This window comes from Pseudomonas fluorescens, from assembly GCF_018614655.1.
GTDB lineage: Bacteria > Pseudomonadota > Gammaproteobacteria > Pseudomonadales > Pseudomonadaceae > Aquipseudomonas > Aquipseudomonas fluorescens_BX.
Genome location: NZ_JAGGOG010000031.1, coordinates 1 through 20,210 on the forward strand (window position 1 = coordinate 1; position 20,210 = coordinate 20,210).

Here is a 20,210-nt window from a genome sequence, read left to right on the forward strand (position 1 = left end):
GTGAAGACAGTATGACGCAGTATAGGTAGCTGGATTCGGAATGGAGGTGTTTCTTTATTTTTTTTTCAAGGAGAAGACGGCATAAGAGAGGTAGAAAAGTTTTGTTGGCTCCGAAAATTGTCCAAATTAACGGCATTGCCGTTAATCCGGACATAATAATTATCGAATTCACCGCTTTCGACGAACACAAAACCATGGCGAGTGTAAAAACGATTTGAAGCGCTTTCCTTGAGAGCACCAACCTTGATGGGACGCCCGATCTCATCAGCCTCTCTGAAAATCTGGGTAAGAACTTCAGAGCCGATTCCTGCTCCTTGAGCACTGGGTATCACATACAAGTGGTCAAGCAGAAGCTCGCTCTGGTGGTCTTTGATAACGACAAAACCGACCAGATCACCTGCTACTTCTATGCGGCGTGTGCTGTTAGCGTCAAACCCACCAAGAAATCGTTCGCGCGCACGATCTGGGTTAAATCGTCCAAGCCGCTCAAGGCTCTCGCGCATGGCCTCAATCCTGATGGCTACCAGATTTTCCAGGTCGTTATTGGAAGCTGCGCATAAAACGACAGCGGAGTTTTGATCAGCGGAGGCTGGCATACCAAGCACCCTAAACATGGCCGGTCAGTCATTATAGAGAACAGAATACGCATAACCACAACTGACTCGGCTCAATGAAGGCGATGGCTGCATATCAGCTTCAGTGGGATGTGTTCGCCGGACGCTTACACCAAATCAACCTCGACGGTCAGTTGATCAGCGATTTCGAGCGTGATGCCTTGCACCGCGAGACCTTGCGTACCCAAGGTTCGCTCACCAGTCGCTACGGCTACGACACCAAGGGGCGCAAGTTATGGCAGGCGGCCATTCATCTGCCCCACGAGCAGCTCAGCCAACTTCAGGAAAAAACCGACAGCCTCCTCGGTCATCCACAGCACCCGGCCACTGCCCTGCACCGTCGCTACCACTATAGTCCAGGCGGTGAAGTGCAGCGCGTGACCGACAAACAGCGTGGGGTGACCAATTTTGCGTATGACGACAACGGCCAACTGCGCAGTCGTCAACCCGGTCATCCGCAGTTGCAGACGGAAGACTTTGATGGTCTGTACTTAAATTTATCCATTCCGATGTCTCCTCGCCGTTAACCGAGAAGCTCACCGACTCACAAGAATCGGTTCATCCTGTACCCACCTTCTCTGGTGAGTGCTATCAGGAGACCCATGATGAATCTGCGCCAATTACAATGCTTCCTGGCTGTGGCCGAAGAGCGTCATTTCACGCGCGCCGCCGAGCGCCTGCACATCGAACAGTCGCCCCTCTCGCGGACCATCCGCGATCTGGAACACGACCTCGGTGTCATCCTGTTCGAACGCGGCGCCGGCATCGGCACCCAGCTAACCCCTGCCGGGGTTGCCCTCGCTGAATCGGCTCCGCGCGTCTTCACCGTGCTCAATCAGGCCCGCTGCAGTACGCTGGCCGCCGCTGCCGGCTCGCGTGCCACACTGCGCATTGCACTGTCCGATGGTATTGTACCCAAACGCCTGGCCGCGCTTCTGGCCTGCTGCCGTGAAGAAGAACCCGACACCCACCTTCAGCTGTTCGAAGTGCCGCTCGCCGAACAGATTCGAGGGTTGCGGGTAAATCTGTTCGATGTCGGTGTTGCCTGCATGGCCGAGGCGCCATCTGGGCTCTCCAGCGAGCCCTTGTGGCAGACCAAGCTGGTGGTCGCCCTCCCCTTACTCCATCCGCTGCTGGTTCACAAGCATGTGCCCCTCTCGGAGCTGTCAGCCTTCCCGCTGGTTTTGTTCCATCCTGAACTGCAATGCGGGCTGCATCAGCGCATTGCCTCGTTACTGACCGCTACTGACTCACCGCTTTCAATCGTTGCGCACGCCTGCAGCCAGGAAATGCTGATTTCGCTGGTGGCCGGCGGTTACGCCGTGGGCGTGAGTTGTGAGGCCCGGCTTGCCGCGCACACCCTCGACGACCTCGTACTGCGCCCGCTGGCCGGTGAACCTGCACACGTGTCAACGCAACTGCTCTACGTCAGTTGCGATCCCGAGACCCCATTAGCGCGCTTCGTACAACGAGCGCTGCGATTGGCGGCCAACAGCCGCTGAGTTTCAATTTGTTGGGCAGGTTCGATCTTCTCCAAACTATCTAGCTTCGCAGTGAAACGCGTTCGGCCTCCACTTATCAGGCCAATTTCGACATCGCGTGACGTGTATGCCCTGGATCTCTCAGATGAATTGTCTCTGGTTCAGATCCATTGCGTCTTATCGTTTACTGGCTGCGGCCGCTGGGACAGATAGATCGCATTAGTCTTGCCGCCCAGCGCAACGCGGCGCCTCGATAGCAGCCCGCTGGATTACCAGCGCATCTGCGCCCAATGACTGTCCGCTAGCACCTGAGCTTTCCTGCTTAACGTCTGGCAAGTACGCCACGGTCATTAATCCGGTGAGGGCGTGCTGCGCATTGTTCGCTGCATGGCCGATGCCGCAAGCGCTGAATGCCGAGCACCGTCTCAATCGACGCCAACAGACGTTCAGGAGCCTCCCCCATGACCCAGCCCATACAAGCGGTTGTATTCGATACCGAACACCGCATTCTTCGACGTCCCGACGTGGAGCGTAAAACCGGCTTCAAACGTGCGCACCTTTACGCGCTGATTGCCCAAGGCAAGTTTCCCAAACCCATCAAGCTGGGCGTGCGCGCCGTCGGGTGGGATTCGCTGGAGGTCGAGCGCTGGCTCATTGAGCGCATTTCCGTGCGCAACTGAGGGCTGCCGTGATGTACGTGACCGCCATTGTTTCAACCAAGGGTGGCGTGGGCAAAACCACCACCGCCGCAAACCTCGGCGGCCTGGCCGCCGATGCCGGGCTACGGGTCCTGCTGCTGGACCTAGATGTACAGCCAACCCTCTCCAGCTATTACCCCTTGCCAGTACGTGCGCCCGGTGGGTGTTACGAATTGCTGACCTACAACGAAAGCCAGCGTGCGCAGCTGATTTGTCAGACGTCCATCAAGCGCATGGACCTGGTGGTGTCCAATGACCCACAAGGCCAATTGAACACCCTGCTCTTGCATGCACCAGATGGTCGGTTGCGATTGCGCAACCTGTTGCCACACTTTCGCCCTCACTACGACCTGTTATTGATCGACACGCAAGGGGCACGCAGCGTGTTGTTGGAAATGGCGATTCTCGCCGCGGACCTGTTGCTGTCGCCGATGACGCCTGAGATTCTGGCCGCCCGTGAACTTCGGCGGGGCACGCTGCAACTGCTGAACGACCTCGCGTCCTATCGCCACCTTGGCATCGTACTGCCCCCTCTGCGTCTGCTGATCAACCGGGTCCATCCGGTGTCTTGCAATGCCCGCACGATCCAAAGTGCGTTGCGTCAAGTCCTGGCCGGGGCCTGCGGCATCGATGTACTGGACACCACCATTCCCGCCATAGAGGCTTACCCGCGTGCAGCCACAGCGGCCCTGCCGGTGCACCGGCTGGAGTACCGCCGTCCCTCAGGGCGTCGGGCGCCGGCGGCGCTGGACAGCATGTGCGCACTGGCGATGGAGTTGTACCCGCAGTGGCACGATCGCTTCGCGCGGATCCAAGGGAGGCTCACCCATGCCGCCGACCGATGAGCTAAACAAGACACTGTTGGCTGACGCATTTTCGCGTTCCGGGCCAGCTGCCGTAACGTTAAGCGATCCGCTGGTCGACACCCCGATGGTGGTCGAGCTGGATCAGTTACGCCCCTATGAGTTAAATCCTCGGGTCACCCGCAATCCCCTGTTCGATGAGCTCAAGGCATCGATCCGCCAGCGAGGGCTGGATACGCCGCCCTCCATCACCCGCCGTCCCGGCGATTCCCATTTCATTATCCGCAACGGTGGCAACACTCGGTTGGCCATTTTGAGGGAACTGTGGACCGAGACCAAGAACGAGCGCTTCCTGCGCATCGGCTGTTTGTTTCGGCCTTGGCCTGAACGGGGCGAAATCGTGGCGCTGACGGGTCATTTGGCGGAAAACGAACTGCGCGGTGGATTGACTTTTATCGAGCGGGCCCTGGGGGTTGATAAAGCCCGCGAACTGTATGAGCAGGAAACCCACACCCCACTCACCCAAGCCGAGCTCGCGCGGCGGCTCAGTCTGGACGGTTATCCCGTGCAGCAATCGCATATCAGCCGGATGCGCGAAGCTGTACTGTTCCTGCTGCCAGCCATTCCCACAGTGCTCTATGGTGGTCTGGGACGACACCAAGTCGAGCGACTGGCGGTGCTGCGCAAAGCCGGCGAACGCGCGTGGGAACAGCATCTTGCAGGACAGTCGGTCAGCACGGATTACGCAAGCTTGTTCCAGGATGTCCTGGAAAGCTTCGACGGCGAAACGGCCAGCTTTTCACTGCCGAGGGTGTTGGACGAGCTGATAGGCCAGATGAGCGAGCTGTTGAACGTGGACTATGACAGTCTGGCGCTGGACATCGATACCACCGAGCATCGGCAACAGGCGCTGACACGAGCGCCTGTCCAGCAAACGTCACATGTACCCGCGCCTTTATCCCCCCTGCCCACAAAGGCGCGCTCAGAAGCAGAAACAAGCCAACCTAGTAGCGATCAACCATCCAGAGCGACATTACCCGAGCCCTCCGTAACCCCACCCAACGACCGTATCCAAGACATCCATCGACTGGTCGCCGATCACATCGATGATCCAGGCACCTTCTCTGTGGCAGACCTCTGGCACGTCGATGCGTCCGTAGATTCGCCGAAGAACCTGCGAGCCCTCATTGCCCAGTTCGCCACCGAGATCGCGGCCGAGTCCGATCTGGCGTCGGCCGTTGAACTCACTGATGGTGGTATCGGTTTTACCTGCCGCGCGGACGGGGACACGGCGGCTGGAGTGCTACAGCTTCTCAATGGCGAGCATGCGCTCAGCGCCCTGTTGCTGACACCTGATCGGTTCAGTGATGCCAGCCTGATCAGACTCTTTCGCCTGCTACGCCTGGCCCGTCGCTTGAGCGAGCTTGAGGCCCAGAACATCTCCACAACCCCTTCTTCCAGCTCCCACTGAGCACGCGCCCGGGAGGCCGCCATGCCCATGCCGCATCCGTTAAACCAGGCCGTGATCGCCCAGGCCCTGCATGATCTGCGCACCGGTCAATTGCGCCGCTGCAAGTCCATGGGTTTTGAAGATCAAGACTTGGCGGCTCTGAAGCAGCCCAAGCTGCTCAGCGTACTGCTCAATGCCCGCGTCTCCTGGTGCACCGTCAGCATCAACCACGCCGTGCTGCAGCGCTTGCTCAGTCAGGCGGAGGATATGGATGCCGAGATCGCTCGGGTGGACCACATGCTGCAATTAGGGGCCAGTACCGAGATGGTGAATGCGTTTTACGGGTTGACGCACCAGGAAGTGGGCTTGCGCCGAGACATGCTCGGTCTCCCCAAACGCAAAGGTCGCCATCCGGTGCTCAGCGAAGCCGAGGACATCGCTTTGTGGCACGGTTGGAAGCGGTATCAGCAGGCCCACCCGATCGATTGTACTGACGACATGGCCCTGCTGCATCTCACCTTGGAACTGGCTGGAACCCTGGGTCACCCGGCTTCGGTGATTTGGGCCACCGTGCGAGGCTGGATCAGCCAGGGCCTGGTATGAACCATGACCTACTCTCCCTCCGAGGCGTTGTCGAGCGTGCTCGACCAGGCCGTGCAGTCGTTGCGGCCGGCGCAAGTCAGCCCGAGCGTCGGTGACACCTACCTGTACAGCGGTAACCGCCACGAAACCGTACCCCGACAACTGTTTCTCGACAATCGGCTAACCCCGCTGGAACGCAACACCTGGCAGATCTTTCGGCTGCTGCTCAATGACCGTGGGCAGACTGCATTCCCCACCTATGAGCAACTGCGCCCCTTTCTCAGCTGTACACCCTGTGGGTCCAAGGCCTCACACGAATCGGTGGCCAAGGCGCTGACCCAGCTCCGCCTGGCACGCTGGCTGAGCTTGGTCCGCAGGCGTCGCGACCCTAAGACCGGTTACCTACTCGGCAACGTCTACGTGCTGCACGATGATCCGCTGACACCCTACGAGGCCATGCAGCTCGACCCCGAATACCTGGGGCTGGTCAGCCGTTCGCTCAATCACGCCAACAAAGGCGTGCAACGCGTCGGCGTGCAAGTGCTTAGGGACTTCACAGAAGACCCCCACCTGAAAAATAAGGCCCTGCCCAGTCGGTTGCAGGTGCTGATGGAGCGCCTGGCCAAAAAGGAGCAGATCCCACCGGACACTTATCCACAGGCAAACGCCCACGATTCCGAAGAGGGGGCAAAACAACCACTTCGGCCAGATGTTCGCGCAACGTTGGATGCCGAAGCACAGCCGGAGGCCTGTAAATCCAACAGTCTTCGGCATCCGAAGTGCTTAAGTACTTCAAAGCCAAAATCAAAAGCAGTACGTACTGCAAAGCCGTTCGACTTGCGCCTGCCGGAAGACTTCACTGCCCTGCCGGGCGCGCAGCGGACAGCCGCGTTGGTGGCGCTGCAACGGGTGGATACGCACCTGAGGCAGGCCGTGCTGGACGAATGGGCCGCCCGCTGTCGCGATCAGGGCGTGCGCAGTCGCGCCGGCTATCTGTTCGGCATCATCCAGAAAGCGACGCAGGGACAGTTCAAGCCATGGGTTGGACAGCCCAAAGCGCAGTCCACTCGACCGGCGCCCGCGCCGTCAACGCCCAAAGCGTCCGATCCTCCGCCACCGCCGAAACCGCCACACGACCCCGCCGCGCGGACTAGGGCGCTTCGCTACATCGATGAGCTGAAAGCCCTGCTGCACATCCCCTGAGGTTGGACAGTGAAAATATCCCCGGGGGATAAAACCATGGAGTTCTGTACAGGTCGGTTCGGCTGGGGCGGATGACCGCACTCGAGGAGTTTGGGCGTTCGACGTCAGGTCTGCGCCCATTAGCCCCAGGGGATAATCCCCCTCGGCCCAGGTAACCCGTCTGGTGATGGCGGCTTAGGTCTGCGCAGTCAGTCATCGCGAGGTGCTGATCACCGTGGGGGACCGGCTCACCTTCACCGCCTGCTGAGTGACGGAGCCGACATGGCGCGGCGCCCACTGTCCCGCACTGTCCCAACGCATTATCCCCTGGGGATAGGTCCGTTGTCGCCTGCTTAGATCCAGCAGGTTTGCCCGAGCAATCAGGCCTCAAGCACCAACGGTTTATTCACTGACATCCTGCGCATAACGCCGCATAGCTGCCCACTCAATTCCCCACCTGAGTGGTTTTCCCATGAGCGATGACCTGCGGCTCAACCTCGGTGCCCTGCGCAGCACCATGCAACTCACCCTGCACACCCACCATGCCTCGCGCATCTGGCACGGACGCGCCCCCAGCGAACACCACCCCGGCATCATTGGCCTGAGCGGCTTCTTGGCGATCATGAACAAGATCAAGCGCAGTGCCGAGCAGGATGACCCCTATGCCGATGCCTGGATGCTGCGCATCGAGGACAAGCTCAACAGCACCAAGGCCACGCTTCAGGCACTGCGTGGGCAGATCGATCAGGTGTTGGCAGAGGTGCCGGCGACACTGAGTCTGGGCGAAAACCTGAACCTGCAACCAATCCACCTGCCGCTATTCGTCAATGCCCAACTCGGCTTTGTGGCCATCTACCTGTTAGCGGACTACGACGATCTGGCCCGACGTGTGATCCTCGCGCACCATACTGCGTTGATCGACCGCGAAACCCACGACCGCTGGCTGGACGAAGGCGCTCATGCGCTGCGTAGCCTGTTCAGGCAGGTCCAGCCGTACAGAGGTTCTGGGGCTCAGCGCAATGACTTTGCCGCCGACAATGCGCTGGCACGCATGGCGCGAGCGCGTTTTGGCGAGCTGCCGAAGGATGTGCTCGACGGTAGCCGCCGGTCGCGCTTCGCACCGCCCATGATCCGCCGCGCCCCACTCGGGGGACGGCGCGTTCGGTCAGGCGACCCTAGCGAACGGGAGGACGCTGATGCGGACAACAGCTCCACCCTCGACGAAGCCGCGCCAGTCGAAGAGGACAAGTAGCGATGAGCGCGTCCTACTTCACTCCCCTGGCACAGGCCGACTATCAGGCGCTGGCACACAGTGCCTATCTAAAAGGCCTTTTACAGCCCTTTACAGGTAAGGGGCTTTTGGCGACCTGGGCCGGCCAATGTTTCGCCCTGCGCGATGAGCTGATCGAGCTGGCCTGTCATCGCATCCTGGCGCAAGCCCGCGCCTATCCCTTCAACCGGCTGCCGGTGCAACTCTGCCCTCAGATCACTGGCGCAGGCACCACCTTTCTGCGCTGGCGCAACGTCTCGCGCACGGCGATGGGCGTGGGGTTGTGGGAAGAATTGTTGGCGGATCCCGCAACGCCTGCCGTGCTGCTCGGCGACCTGTTGGCGCTGGAGCAGCAGCGTATCTCGCTGAACCTGCAAATCAGCCTTAGCCACAGCCTGGCGCGCCAGGCCGAGGGCTGCGCCCAGAAATCAGCGCACGCCGACGCCGTCTACCAGCAGCACGTCCACCGCCCCACTCCCCCTTCAGAGGACACCCCATCATGAGCACTCACTTCTACGGCGAAGGTAACATCGGTTCCGCGCCCGAACACCGTTCTTTCAACAACGGCAACGATGAACCGCGGCGGCTACTGCGCCTGAACGTGTACTTCGACAATCCGGTCCCCACCCGCGAGGGCTACGAGGATCGCGGCGGTTTCTGGGCCCCGGTCGAGTTGTGGCACCGCGAGGCCGAACACTGGAGCGCGCTCTACCAGAAAGGCATGCGTGTGCTGGTCGAGGGCCGTTGCGTACGCGACGAATGGGAGGACGACGAGGAAAACACGCGGGTAACCTTCAAGGTCGAGGCACGCCGCGTCGGCATTCTGCCCTACCGGCTTGTGGCGGTCTCGTTGAATGCCAAGCCTGCAACAGCCCCGGCCTCTGCTTCCGGGGACGCAGAAGACTGAGCGCGAGCGGCTGCGCCAACCCTTTGCCGCTCGCCATGAGCCAGCGCAGGCGATTCGGCGCTGCCGCAGTTATCCCCTGGGAATACGATCAACGTCCAGCAGTCGCCCAGCAAGCCCGGCCCTTTGCCTTCATTGGAGACGCCGGTGCGCAGACCCAAGCCCGGCGTAGTCAGTTGATACGTCGGCATATACAGGACTTGCGCCAAAACACCGTACGCTTGGGCCTGGAACAAGCCATGCAGCGGCGCACCGCCCTGGCTCCCGCTGCGCCCGCAGTGCCCAAAGGCCCGCTGATCGGCTTGACTCCGCCCCTGAACGCATGTTGCGAGGCGTCACTAAAATGCCTAAGCTTTTAGCATCAAAGACACCACGACGCCACGACGCGCCAACCAATGGGGAGCATCACCCAATCCGCTACTGACGGTTTTGGAGGCCGCCCGTCAAGCGGATGAAGATGATGCGGTGTTGGGAGAGGAACAATGAACGCTGTCCTGTGCAGAAGTCCTGGCGCTGGCGCAAACCTTATTGAATGCCTCGGTTAATCGAGTCGGCAAGATCGATGGCAAACCGGGCACCGGCAAAAGCACCATTGCCCATTATCTGGTTCAGCAGCTTAAGGCGGTTCGTGTCTGCGCCTATCAGGGCATGTCAACCAAATCCTTGTGCTCGACCTGTGCATGGCCTTGGGCTTGGAAATACACAACGGCACGGCGGCAGGTTTGATCGCCCGCCTGCGTCCGCATATGCAGGATCGTTTGGTGATCGGCGATGAGGCCAACCATCTGCAATGGCCCCAGCTCGAAGGGTGCATTTCCTAGCCGATGAGGCCGGCATGGCCTTGCTGCCGATGGGTACGGACATCATGAACCTGCCTTTAGATCGCCCCAGACCGGCATCTATTTGGCGCAACAGGCTTCATGCACGTTGCCAAGACTGTGCATCTGACCCGCATGCGGCGCATCGATGAAGGTCTGGCCTACGAGCTGCAACCATTGTAAGCGTCCGAGCGACACCGCCTTGCAACTCAAACCTTAATCCGCTTAAACCACTGGTTTACGTGCTCGCACTCAAATGCCGCTGGATCAAAAACATCGCTATGCCATTCAACCATCGCGTCATGTTCTGGGTGATCGGGGTTGGCCATCGCCTCCAGAAATTCCTCGCAACCAGGCCCGCCACCCACATCTTCCGGTGGGCAAGCATTTGCGTCTTCGATGCAGTACGGCACCTGAGGACAAGCAATAATAGCCGGTAGCGTCTTTTCGACCTTGATACGATGATGCCAACTGTCACCGAAGTCATAGAGGTAGTCGAATGTTCGTTTTCCGCTCAGTGCCTTGATCAGCGTTTTACGAGCTTCCGGGTTAACCGTTGGCCCCCAACCATCCGGCTAGGGCATGCCATTACGCTCACCGGCAATTTCAAACTCATGCAGATGACGATCATCTCAAGCCCATCACAACCTGGATGACATGATGCATGTTTGCTCAAGGTGACGTTTTCAGGTACCGCGAATCGACGCCAGATCGTCGGAGTGATCCACTTCAGCTCAATGTAAGTGCTCGGTGCAATGCTTAGCCCGCGATAAATTTCCTCGATGGATGGCGGGCTTTTTTTGCCTCACTGCCTCGTCCTGAATACGACAAACCCCGCCAAATGCGGGGTTTGTCGTTTTGTGCTGTGTGGATGTACGTTGAGTGATCAATTGCCGCAGTGGCAGAAGCGGTCTGTCACCAAACGCCCATCATTCATTTTTTCGGTAAGCCGCCTCCGATCTGTGGGTCAAGAATGTATGTGCCTGCATTCTGCCGCTGCTGCGGTTCAATGGCGCCACGCTGCTGAGTGTACACCAGTGTCCCGCTTGAGTTGGTCAGGCAAACCAGTGTCACCGAATATTCTGTGAGACCGCCGGGGAAGTCTTCGCGCATATCTATCTGGCCCACTCCAGGGCTGAGTCGTGTGTATTTATAGGTGCCATTGACGACTAGATCCTTACCCAATACCGACAACGTATAGGTGCCAGGCCCCCATCGCAGAAAAATCTGTCGACCGGCATTTGGGTTGTCGGGACGGTAGGCGGGGTCGCTGATTCCGAGTTCTGTGTGACCGTTAAGATCAACCGGTAGCTCGCACGTGCTGGCGGCGATCACTGGCATGCTGCACAGCAACAGACCACTAAATCCAAGGTTACAAGCATGACGACGAGCTCTTCCCGTAGGTTTAAGCCCGTAAGGCAAGAGAGGCGACAATGATTTCATAATATGTACTCAGTTATTATTTTGTCAGTGCTGAACAACTCGACGGATACTTCCCTGCTCGCCCGGCCATTCCAATAAGCCTTGTCTCAAAAGTGGAAAATGTTCTGAAGCTGCACTGAGCTAGACATGCGGCATTCGGTTTCTGCATCTAACGCCGCTGGAAAACCCAGCCTAGTTTCATCCGGTAATGAGCTTCAGCTTGCTCGACAGGGTTGTGGCACTCTCCACGTGCACTGCGAACTCTCCCGCGTTGTCCGGCGGCGGTGTTGGCCCATGTTTATGAGCGACGCTTGCCGTATTCATCGGATCCACCAGATCGATTAGATCGGTGAGTACCTGCAGCACATTGACGGTTTCTGATCCGATCCAAGTCTTGGGTGGGATCAGCCGTTGGCTGACGGCTGTCAGGCTTTCACGCTTCCCCTGAATTCTCTCCTGCAGGTCGCCACTGATGGCCGGCCGCGTTCAGCTTTTGCCCCAGCACCAGATTCAGATCGCGGTTGGTGGCCAGGTGCAGATCATCCACCGCTGCGAGACTGGCGGATCCACCCGACAACAACTTCAACGCCATCAGGGCTTCGAGGGTCTTGGTACTTCAACCGCTTCCGTGCTGTGTTCGTCGCTGCTGATACTGCTGCTCTGGTAGCGTTCCTGGTTGTCCAGGGCTTCGACTTCGCGCTCGCTGGCCCGACCAGTGATCTTGGCATCCGCCTGACGTGTCCAGTTGCCCTCAGCGTCAGCACGTTGTTGCTCAAGCATATCGCGCCATGCGGCAACCGAGCAGAGCGCCCACAAGATGCCGTTGAACATCAAGCGGTGGTTGTATCTTGGGCGGCCCATTTTCTGATGCTGGGTGATGAGATCTTCAACCATTCCCCAGGACGCATCGCTGAGTTCATATTGCTTTGCCATCAGGGGTTCCTGCCGTTGACGGCGGCGATTTTACCCATTTCGATGTTTCAAGGGTTTCGCACAGAACCTAGCTATCGAATCGCCAGGTGATTCAGTCGATCCATATCTGTGAGCGGCGATCGTCGTACTCATTTGTTCCACTAGATCGGTCAGGTCGGCAAGCATCTGTAGTTCGTTAATGGCTTCTTGCCCTATCCAGGACTTGGTCAGCACAAAGGTGTTGCGACGACTAATTGAATTTGCCCAAGCTAATCAAACAGTTCTCGCTGTTGGGCCCGACACATATGACACAAATGGTCGAAGACCAGAGGATCAATGCATGCGCCGAAGGCGCTCCATTCGAGCAGTGCGTTGAGGATTAACCGCTACCCTTGTATGGTAAACACTTGGCTTGATTTAAAAGCAGTGCTTCAGACAGTTGTCACAGCTAGCCAAAGTAATGCGACCTGATAATGGATGATTGAAGGAGCTCAAAATGGACAATGTACTGGCGGTTTATGGTTTTTTTGCTGTCTTATTTTGGGTCTGGCGAGAGCTGACGATGCGGATGTGCCGACCAGGACGAGGTTCGTTTATTAGTCACGTTACTGCGAGTTCTACAGTATCATCAGCAGGCGCAGTGCTTTTTCGGACTTCAATGAATGCCGGGGTCTTCGGCGTCAGCCTATTTGCGGCAGGCGCGGCGTTGGCAGCTCCGAATCCAGGAGTTCCCTCACCAGTCGAATCTGGCTTTCAGTCCAAATCATTAGAGCTGCACCCGCAAGAGTATCTTGCTCGACTTAGGCAGGAGTTGGAAAAGCTCAAATCAGCCCACCCAGTGGCGGTCTCACAGACCACTGAAGGCGTGATGACCGTGAGGATCAATGGGTATGCGAAGATCCTAGTATCTGTTTCGAAAACTCCCGAAGTAGTTTTGGGAGTTACAATTATTTCTCATGCCGACCCTACACCCGCAGTGGTTCATGAAGTTATGAAGGTGAGCAGCGCTGCGCTCAGTGCTGCTACCGACGAGGTGACGTACCAGGAAGCGTTTAGAATGCTTCCTACCTTGCTCAGAGGGCACAAGAAGACATACGGTGATGTGACGTTAAGCGCTAGCAAAACAAATCAGATGGGAAACAGGTTCTTTGTAAATCCTGCTTAGTCTGGATGAGATAACCCGTATTTCCCTGCTGAAGCGGATGTTGACAGCTCAAATAGCAACTCCATCAGCCGTTTTCAACTGGCTGCCATACCGCCGAAAGCCCCCTGTCTCCGTCGGCGGAATTCATCGTTCTCCACGATAGGATCGTCGCCCGCTCGCTCAAATCCAATGACTGTGTTGTGAATAATGAGAACCCTTGCTTGTGCGGGTACTGATCCATCGTCAAAATGTCGTAAAAACTGTAGTGCTCAGTGTTGGATTCGTTTCGCCGACGATGTACCGAAAAGGCTCAACTGATTGAACATCTCGCACTGTTGCTGATACCGAGATCCAGAGCGATTCGTCGAGCCCCAAAAAAATCAGTTTAGCAACTCAAATGTCATATCTGACTCAAACCGTTGACGCGCGCCTACTTTAGCTTCTGTCGCCGGAAGCACAGGCTCAATTTCCAGTTGCACGACTAACACTTTACCCTTTGCAGGATGCCCGTTGTTAGCAGGCATGAGGACTTGTCCGGGCATAAGCGATTGTGCAGTGGTGTTGCCGCGCCTGGTACACCATTTGCGCTCAATTGGATATGCCCACGGCTGCCATATCTAAACTCCCCGTTGACCGCCTGTTCTCCACGCAGTGCCAGCCGAATGGTTTTTGTATAAGGGCAACTTACAGTCACCGATACTAAGCGTTTGCCGAAAGTGAACAAGTTGCCTTTGCCTGACGAATCTTCAAGCTGCCACCGCGAAAACTCCCCGTAGTCAACGGTTCCGCCCCCAGTGGAGTGCACACAGCGGGCATCGCTTGGTGGCAATGGAGGGGCGTGCCACCCATTCCAGAAGGAGCCGTCATGGTAGAGGAGCTCATAGCCAATCCAACCAGTAGTGAAATAGGTAAACGTTTCATGATCTTCTCCATTAGCGGCTGTAGTGGTCAACTAATCCCGGACACGACGTTAAGTTTTTCCTCGGCTCGCGCTGGAGCCAACCCATCGTTGAATTGATGAGGCCGAATCCAGTTGTACCGATGCATCAGGTAATGACTGATGTCGCGGTGCGCTTTTTGAGCTGTCATGTCGCCCACGGTCGGTATCCATTCAGTTTTCAAGCTGCGAAACACACCCTCCATCGGCGCGTTATCCCAGCAGTTTCCACGACGGCTCATGCTTTGGCACATGCGGTAACGCCAGAGCCGTTGGCGAAACTGGTGACTGCCATATTGCGAGCCCTGATCCGAGTGAAACAGCAGCCCTTGAGGCCTGCCACGCTGTTCGTAAGCCATGTCCAACGTCTTGATCACCAGATCCGCATCCGGCTTGTTTGACAGCGCCCAACCTACAATTCGGCGTGCGTAGAGATCCAGAACGACAGCCAGGTAATGCCATTTTTTCTTGCGCCCAAATGTAGGTGATATCGCCGCACCAGACTTGATTAGGCGCTGGTACATCGAACTCGCGGTTCAATGTGTTCGGGATATCCAGTCTTTCTACTGTTGTTCGTTTATAGGCATGGAAGCCGGGTTGTTTGCTGACTAAATCAAGCTCGCGCATCAAGCTACGCACTTTGAATCGACCGAGTTGCTCACCGTCTTCACGCATCAGCGACAGGATGCTGCGACTGCCCGCAGAGCTGCGACTTTGCGTGAACAGCTCACTGACGCGACTACGCAATCGAAGCCGTTCAACATCGGGCGTGCGGCGCCGCAGGCGCTGGGCGTAGTAACACGAGCGAGTGACGTCAAACAACTTGCACAGCCACTCAACCGGCTCATGGGCGCTCAACTGGTCAATCAGCGCCTACGCTCGTGATCTTCCGACATCAAGAGCGCGGCCGCCTTCTTAAGAAACACCTTCCGCCGGTTGCAGCGTGAAGCCAAACTCAGCCGCGCGTCGGTACAAACCTTTCACCACTCGCTCCCGATATTGTTGCTCGTAGTGATCGGCCCCTGGATCTTGATAGTTCATTCCGAAGCGCATGGCGTTGTAGAACAGGATGGCGATCTTCCGAGCAATAGCCGTGACGGCCTTGGCTTTTCCGATTCGAGCCGCGAGGCGTCGATAGAATGCACCCAATGCCGTGTTCGTTCTTCCGACCGTTACCGCAGCTAACCGCAGGTGGGCGGTTACTCGATTTTTGGTCTTGCGGGTATGTGCCGAAAGGACCTTGCCACCACTGATACGACAGCCAGGTGCGAGGGTGAGCCAGGAAGTGAAATGATGACAGGTACGACATCGACTCAGATCCGTGCCGCACTCGGCAACCAAACGCAGGCCAGGTAGGGGCCAATACCGTGGATCTGGGTCAGATCGACTCCGACCAATTGATAAAGCAAGGTACGGACATCGAAGTTGAGCGCGTTGGGTTGCCGTGTACGATGCCGTGGTTTGGGTAACGGTTCAGCGGGTAGTGTCTTTTCGTGCGAGAGCGTGATCAGCGTCTGTGCAATCTGCTGGTCGCAAACCACCAGTTGCGCCTGATAAGCGTCATACATGGACAGCGCCTGCGTCAGAGCAAAAACGTGCTCCGGCTGATAGTTGCCGACCAAAGAGGCTTGAATGACTTCGATACCGGCTTTGCAACGGGTGTCACTCATGGCCGCCAATACCGAGGGGCTCCGCTCGCCCACCACGATGGCACGGATTATTCGCATACCGGTTACCCCGGTGATACCCGTCACGACATGGTGCAATTGCAGATTCATATGCGTCAGCGCTTTTTGCATGTGCTGAATATGTGTCGCGGCATAGTCAAGATGACGCTCCCGCAGCCGCAGATAGCTGCGCAAAGCCGAGATTTCATAATCAGGGCGAAAGCTGGCCCGTAGCAACCCACAGGCATGCTGTCGTTGACCACTGCGCGTCATTCACGTCGGTTTTGCGTCCCGGTACGGCGCGGGCCTCTCGGGCATTGGCCAGCACGACCTGAAAGCCATGCGCTTATTTCGTAAACCGGAATCCAGTAAACACCTGTCGACTCCATCGCAACCGTCGTTATACCGAGATTAACCAGCCAGTTGGCCAGGCGCTCCAAGTCGGAGGTGAGAGCCTGGAAAGTTTGAACGGATTCTTTGGCAAGGTCTGCAGGAACGGCCACCACATGAAAACGTGAGCCAATATCAATGCCGGCTGCGTGATCATGAACAACCGGTAACCCACGCTGCTTTAGATCGTGCTTTTTCATGAGCACCTCCAGTCAAGTTGAACTGGACGGGGACTCGGATCAAATCACCTTCCTAAACGGGGTCACGGAACGTGCCACCACTAACGGGTCCGCAGCTTCCCCTGGGTCAAGTTTTTTGACGGGGACTTAGCCTCCAAAAATCCAGCGACCATTTGTCCAGTGGGCCGGGGAGCGCCGGGGAGGCGGTTTTTTAAGATGTCTCGCTCCTCCGTCACCGGTTTTAGCTCAGCACGTAGACACCGAAGCTCAGCACTCTGATCGTCCTCCTGGACGCGCTGCTCCTGGGGCTTGGTGTAGCGCTTAATCCAGGCATAGAGGCTGTGCACGGACACACCCAATCGCGCAGCCACCTCGAGATAGGAAGCTGCTTTTCGGTCACTTGGTTGACCGCCTGGATTTTGAATTCTTCGGGATAACGCTGGTTGCTCATGGCACCTCCTAATGGGCCTCATTTTAAGGCTTGGAGGTGTCTACGAAACTAGGAGCGATTCACACACCGCTTGAAGTTACTTTGAGGCGACTGTACCCGGAGGAATTGTCAAGCTCAATTTTAGGAATGACGCTGCCAGCGTTATATTCAAACTCAATTGGAATGGCATTATTCAGCTGTGCTGTACCCGGTACGCCTTTTGTCGTATCGATGTGTTTTGTCCCCTGGAACGCTATCCAATTACCGGGTTGTGTTTTTTGATCATCTTGAATTATGTTTGTTGCGTAATAGTTATGGAGTCGTATTCTTTCATCTGCAGCGGCCCTTAGCTCGCCAGGGGAAAGTGGTTGATTTTTATCGGCTAACAATCCGCCTTCCTTCAATGTAGGCCTCCCATTTTCTTCCACAATTTTATATTGCATGGTCGCCAAATTATCGATTGGCTTCACTTCAATTCCTGCGTTATGCATCTCATCTATCAAATCAGCTGGTGCGCCAAATTGAAAATCGTTTCGGATGATTTTGACGTTCTTTTCACCTGCTTGGACTCTCTCCCATGCCTCGCGGATTACTCTAGCGACGGAAGATTCCTTTGCAATATTTTCAATATAAATAACTTTTACGTTATTTCTTACGAGGTCGGGTATGCTTCTGATCATGAATTTGTGTGCCGCATCTGAATCGATATCAGGGCCGACAGTTGCACTGTGAGACTCGCCGACGACTATGCCTTTTATCTTATTTTTTTGATAGATGTCGTCAAACATTGACGATGTGCTAAAGGTGTTGAACGGCCCCTCTATCAGAATTCTTTTTTGTGGTTGTTGAGTTTGGTGGTAGTAAAAATCTTGTGCATCAGCTTTAAGCTCTTTTTTTGAGATCTCATAGGTATCCAGAGGCTTCTTTGGATCGTAATCGTAATTTTTTGAATTAACAATGCCTACGGGGTTAGGTCCGGGTTCGATTTCGCCAACAAATTCAGCTTTAAATTTACTTCCTTTTTTGCCACCACCGATCCCCCGGTTTTCCTCAGGCCGCACTTCCAGCTTGCCGTTAACTTCCTCAACCACACGCGGGTGCGAGATGTCACCCGCCTTATAGATTACATGGTTGCCGTTCTGATAATCACTCAGGTAGTAGTCGCCATTCAATTTCTGATAAATCTGTCCCGAGATGGGGTTTTTGTAACGTCCGCGTACCCCGTTCTCGATACGTTGCAGACGGTCACGTTGGTCCGCATCCATGGGTACTGCCCAATCCAATACGTCCGCCGGCACCCCATCCGTTACGGTCGAGGTCGCCGGCCCAGGGAGTACCTCTATTTTGTTCAGCTCGTCTTTAGGCGCCGCCGTGCGTGTTACCAAGCCTCCCCCTGCCTGAGAATGATTTTCCGACACCAGATGAGATGCCTTGTTCAGAAGCTCATTCTTTTTATCGTAATACCGTTTTTGTTCATTCGCTGGCATCATGTTGAAAATATCTTCAGGCAGCGACTGGATGTCTACTGGATACACTTTTTGATGCTGTTCTGAGTAGATAAAGTTTTTAACTGTAAATCTTGATGATGTATGCCAAGTTTTTCCATTTTTTCAAGCACACGTTTCAATAGATCTGTCACATTCGCGGGGAGGCTTCTCGGCCCGAAGTCGCTGAGTGGCTTGCCGTCTAGTTTGGGCATTTTGATGTAGGATTTTCCGTCTTCAAAAATGACCTGCGCAAAGTTTTCACCATAATATTTGTTCAGCCACCCCGTTTCATCCGTGACAAATTGCGGAGTTTTTGTCGCGTTATTTCCATCGAAGGCCTTGTACACGCTTTTTCCGTCGCGGCTTTCATAAACTATCGCTTCGCCCCCGCCCCCGCGGTCGATTTCTTTGCCCAAATCTGAGAGTACAGTGGCGCCACCTACGCTGTGACCTAGATTGTTATTGGCCGGAGGAGTCGGTTCTGCCTGCGCTGCGGGTTCATTCACCGCATCCAGCCCCCCCCCCGCGGCACCCTCCGCCTTCGGCACGACTGCCCGCGGCCCGAACGCATATTCCCGTTCTGCCTCATGGTACGTCCACGCGTACGGCTGTGGTCGTGATCCAGCCGCCGCACTCTCTCCAGCCTCCTCGCCGCCCGGCGCCGCCTCGTGCGCTAATTGCAGTGCTGCCAAAAACGCAGCGAAGCTTCCTCCCGAACGCTCCTCCACTGTTGGGCCCCATTCGCTGTCGTGAATACCGAATGTCAGATTACCCACGTTGCCAATGATAGGTATCCAGGCTGGCCCCTTGTCCCATACTTCCTTCCATGCCTTCCATCGCTGCTGTGATGCCCCAAACACCTGTGTTTGATCCAGCCAAGAGGTGTATTTTGTATTGACCGCCTCGTACTGCTGCGCAATGGTGTCCAGAGTCCCTCGTTTCAGCATATGGTCACTGTCAGAGCGGTTGTAGTTAAACAGCTCTCGCACCGGGACTCCCTGATATTTCACCGTCCCTTCAGTCAGCTTGCTCATCAGAAAATCCGCCGCAGGCCAAGTACCAAGCCTGTGAGGGTCTCCTTGCATATCTTCAGCGTTAAAACTCAACATCACTCGACTGCGATTTTTTTCCGCCCAGCGGGCAAAGTCGTCGTCTCCGCGGATTTCTGCCACCTTACCTGTACGCAGGTCTAACAGAAGGCCCTGGTTGGGTCGGTGCTCAGCGCTCGCATTCGGTGGGCCGTAAGGGATAAAGGCGAACCCCTCCATGGGGTAACCGTAAATGTTGGGAATAATCACCTGCCCGTTCTGGGTCAGCGTCCGGCGCACCGCATCCTGCCCCTCAGCATTCAGTGACGTCAGAAACGTCGGGCTGTCACGCAGGGACTGCAACGTGGCACGTACGCTGTAAGCGTCTGCTTGCCCAGAGCGACGGTTCAAGTTCTTGCCATGCTCCCACGTTTGCAATAGCGACTTGGCCCCCGAGGGGTGTAGGAAATCGAAGGCTTTAATCGTGGCTTCGAAACCTATCTGGGCCGATCCATGTGTGCCCACGCGTATCGGTCCCGACACATCATTCTGCCAACTGGCCTGTAGTTTTTTCCCTGTCTCAGCCAGCTCCAGCACCTTGCGCTTGGCTTGCGGTGAAGCGTACTCCGTGTCTACCGAGTTAATAACGCCGGGGTCGCCAGGCCTGTCGTGATCCCACATCCCCGCAGCGATCTCCCATGCGGCGTAGGTACGCGTTGACTCGCTGTGCAGGGTTGCTTTCCCGGTCGGCGAGTGCACGTAAGTTTTGTACGTAACCGCAAATGTCTCCAATGGATCGTAACCGGCCGCCG

The 20,210-nt window shown here is 56.5% G+C and carries 17 protein-coding genes and 5 pseudogenes; 12 read left to right on the forward strand and 10 right to left on the reverse strand.

Translation table 11 applies throughout. The features are described from left to right. Nucleotides 1–65 precede the first annotated feature (65 nt). The gene (locus tag J7E41_RS25690; RefSeq protein WP_214997071.1) at nucleotides 66–596 is read right to left on the reverse strand and encodes a GNAT family N-acetyltransferase; all 531 of its coding nucleotides are present in this window, start codon (nucleotides 594–596) and stop codon (nucleotides 66–68) included. An 83-nt stretch (nucleotides 597–679) separates the two neighbouring features. Between J7E41_RS25690 and J7E41_RS25695 the strand changes: the two genes are divergently transcribed. The 11 genes from J7E41_RS25695 (at nucleotide 680) to J7E41_RS25745 (ending at nucleotide 9,805) form a co-directional block, all read left to right on the forward strand. Then, on the forward strand, nucleotides 680–1,141 hold the full coding sequence (locus J7E41_RS25695) for a hypothetical protein (RefSeq protein ID WP_214997072.1): 462 nt from the start codon (nucleotides 680–682) through the stop codon (nucleotides 1,139–1,141). A 78-nt stretch (nucleotides 1,142–1,219) separates the two neighbouring features. Beyond that, on the forward strand, nucleotides 1,220–2,116 hold the full coding sequence (locus J7E41_RS25700; protein ID WP_214997073.1) for a LysR family transcriptional regulator: 897 nt from the start codon (nucleotides 1,220–1,222) through the stop codon (nucleotides 2,114–2,116). Between the two features lie 440 nt (nucleotides 2,117–2,556). Further along, a complete protein-coding gene (locus J7E41_RS25705; protein ID WP_214997074.1) occupies nucleotides 2,557–2,775 on the forward strand; it encodes an AlpA family transcriptional regulator in 219 nt (72 codons plus the stop codon). Nucleotides 2,776–2,786: 11 nt separating this feature from the next. Further along, nucleotides 2,787–3,638 (forward strand): ParA family protein, encoded by an 852-nt coding sequence (locus J7E41_RS25710; protein WP_214997088.1) that lies wholly within the window; start codon nucleotides 2,787–2,789, stop codon nucleotides 3,636–3,638. Further along, complete coding sequence (locus tag J7E41_RS25715) at nucleotides 3,622–5,067, forward strand: ParB family protein (RefSeq protein WP_214997075.1); 1,446 nt, start codon at nucleotides 3,622–3,624, stop codon at nucleotides 5,065–5,067. Before J7E41_RS25710 ends, J7E41_RS25715 begins: the two co-directional genes overlap by 17 nt. Nucleotides 5,068–5,088: 21 nt before the next feature. Then, entirely contained in the window at nucleotides 5,089–5,649 is a 561-nt protein-coding gene (locus J7E41_RS25720; protein ID WP_214997076.1) for a DUF2857 domain-containing protein, read from the forward strand. Between the two features lie 3 nt (nucleotides 5,650–5,652). Then, entirely contained in the window at nucleotides 5,653–6,831 is a 1,179-nt protein-coding gene (locus tag J7E41_RS25725) for an STY4528 family pathogenicity island replication protein (RefSeq protein ID WP_214997077.1), read from the forward strand. A 451-nt stretch (nucleotides 6,832–7,282) separates the two neighbouring features. Continuing rightward, on the forward strand, nucleotides 7,283–8,062 hold the full coding sequence (locus J7E41_RS25730) for a PFL_4669 family integrating conjugative element protein (RefSeq protein WP_214997078.1): 780 nt from the start codon (nucleotides 7,283–7,285) through the stop codon (nucleotides 8,060–8,062). Between the two features lie 2 nt (nucleotides 8,063–8,064). Next, nucleotides 8,065–8,583 (forward strand): DUF3158 family protein, encoded by a 519-nt coding sequence (locus J7E41_RS25735; RefSeq protein WP_214997079.1) that lies wholly within the window; start codon nucleotides 8,065–8,067, stop codon nucleotides 8,581–8,583. Continuing rightward, on the forward strand, nucleotides 8,580–8,987 hold the full coding sequence (locus tag J7E41_RS25740; RefSeq protein ID WP_214997080.1) for a single-stranded DNA-binding protein: 408 nt from the start codon (nucleotides 8,580–8,582) through the stop codon (nucleotides 8,985–8,987). Before J7E41_RS25735 ends, J7E41_RS25740 begins: the two co-directional genes overlap by 4 nt. Nucleotides 8,988–9,664: 677 nt before the next feature. Next, complete coding sequence (locus tag J7E41_RS25745) at nucleotides 9,665–9,805, forward strand: hypothetical protein (RefSeq protein ID WP_214997081.1); 141 nt, start codon at nucleotides 9,665–9,667, stop codon at nucleotides 9,803–9,805. Between the two features lie 206 nt (nucleotides 9,806–10,011). Here the strand turns inward: J7E41_RS25745 and J7E41_RS25750 are convergent. The 4 genes and pseudogenes from J7E41_RS25750 to J7E41_RS28235 form a co-directional block, all read right to left on the reverse strand. Continuing rightward, a pseudogene (locus J7E41_RS25750) lies at nucleotides 10,012–10,586 on the reverse strand (plasmid pRiA4b ORF-3 family protein). Nucleotides 10,587–10,735: 149 nt separating this feature from the next. Continuing rightward, nucleotides 10,736–11,245, reverse strand: coding sequence for a hypothetical protein (locus tag J7E41_RS25755; RefSeq protein WP_214997082.1), 510 nt, complete (start codon nucleotides 11,243–11,245; stop codon nucleotides 10,736–10,738). Between the two features lie 412 nt (nucleotides 11,246–11,657). Then, nucleotides 11,658–11,816, reverse strand: coding sequence for a hypothetical protein (locus J7E41_RS25760; RefSeq protein ID WP_214997083.1), 159 nt, complete (start codon nucleotides 11,814–11,816; stop codon nucleotides 11,658–11,660). Nucleotides 11,817–11,992: 176 nt separating this feature from the next. Continuing rightward, nucleotides 11,993–12,157 (reverse strand): annotated as a pseudogene (locus J7E41_RS28235) (transposase); the annotation flags it as partial. Between the two features lie 475 nt (nucleotides 12,158–12,632). On the opposite strand from J7E41_RS28235, the gene J7E41_RS25770 reads away from it, so the two are divergent. Further along, nucleotides 12,633–13,301 (forward strand): hypothetical protein, encoded by a 669-nt coding sequence (locus tag J7E41_RS25770; RefSeq protein ID WP_214997085.1) that lies wholly within the window; start codon nucleotides 12,633–12,635, stop codon nucleotides 13,299–13,301. Between the two features lie 927 nt (nucleotides 13,302–14,228). Here the strand turns inward: J7E41_RS25770 and J7E41_RS25775 are convergent. The 5 genes and pseudogenes from J7E41_RS25775 to J7E41_RS25795 all read right to left on the reverse strand — a co-directional run. Beyond that, nucleotides 14,229–15,090 (reverse strand): annotated as a pseudogene (locus J7E41_RS25775) (IS3 family transposase); the annotation flags it as partial. A gap of 42 nt (nucleotides 15,091–15,132) precedes the next feature. Continuing rightward, nucleotides 15,133–16,474: pseudogene (locus J7E41_RS28615) on the reverse strand (IS110 family transposase). Nucleotides 16,475–16,662: 188 nt separating this feature from the next. After that, nucleotides 16,663–16,904, reverse strand: a pseudogene (locus J7E41_RS25785) (transposase); the annotation flags it as partial. Between the two features lie 59 nt (nucleotides 16,905–16,963). Beyond that, the gene (locus J7E41_RS25790; protein ID WP_214997086.1) at nucleotides 16,964–18,418 is read right to left on the reverse strand and encodes a hypothetical protein; all 1,455 of its coding nucleotides are present in this window, start codon (nucleotides 18,416–18,418) and stop codon (nucleotides 16,964–16,966) included. Next, nucleotides 18,406–20,210: OspG family effector kinase (locus J7E41_RS25795; protein ID WP_214997087.1), on the reverse strand; the 1,805-nt coding region annotated here is incomplete at its 5' end. The genes J7E41_RS25790 and J7E41_RS25795, both read right to left, overlap by 13 nt.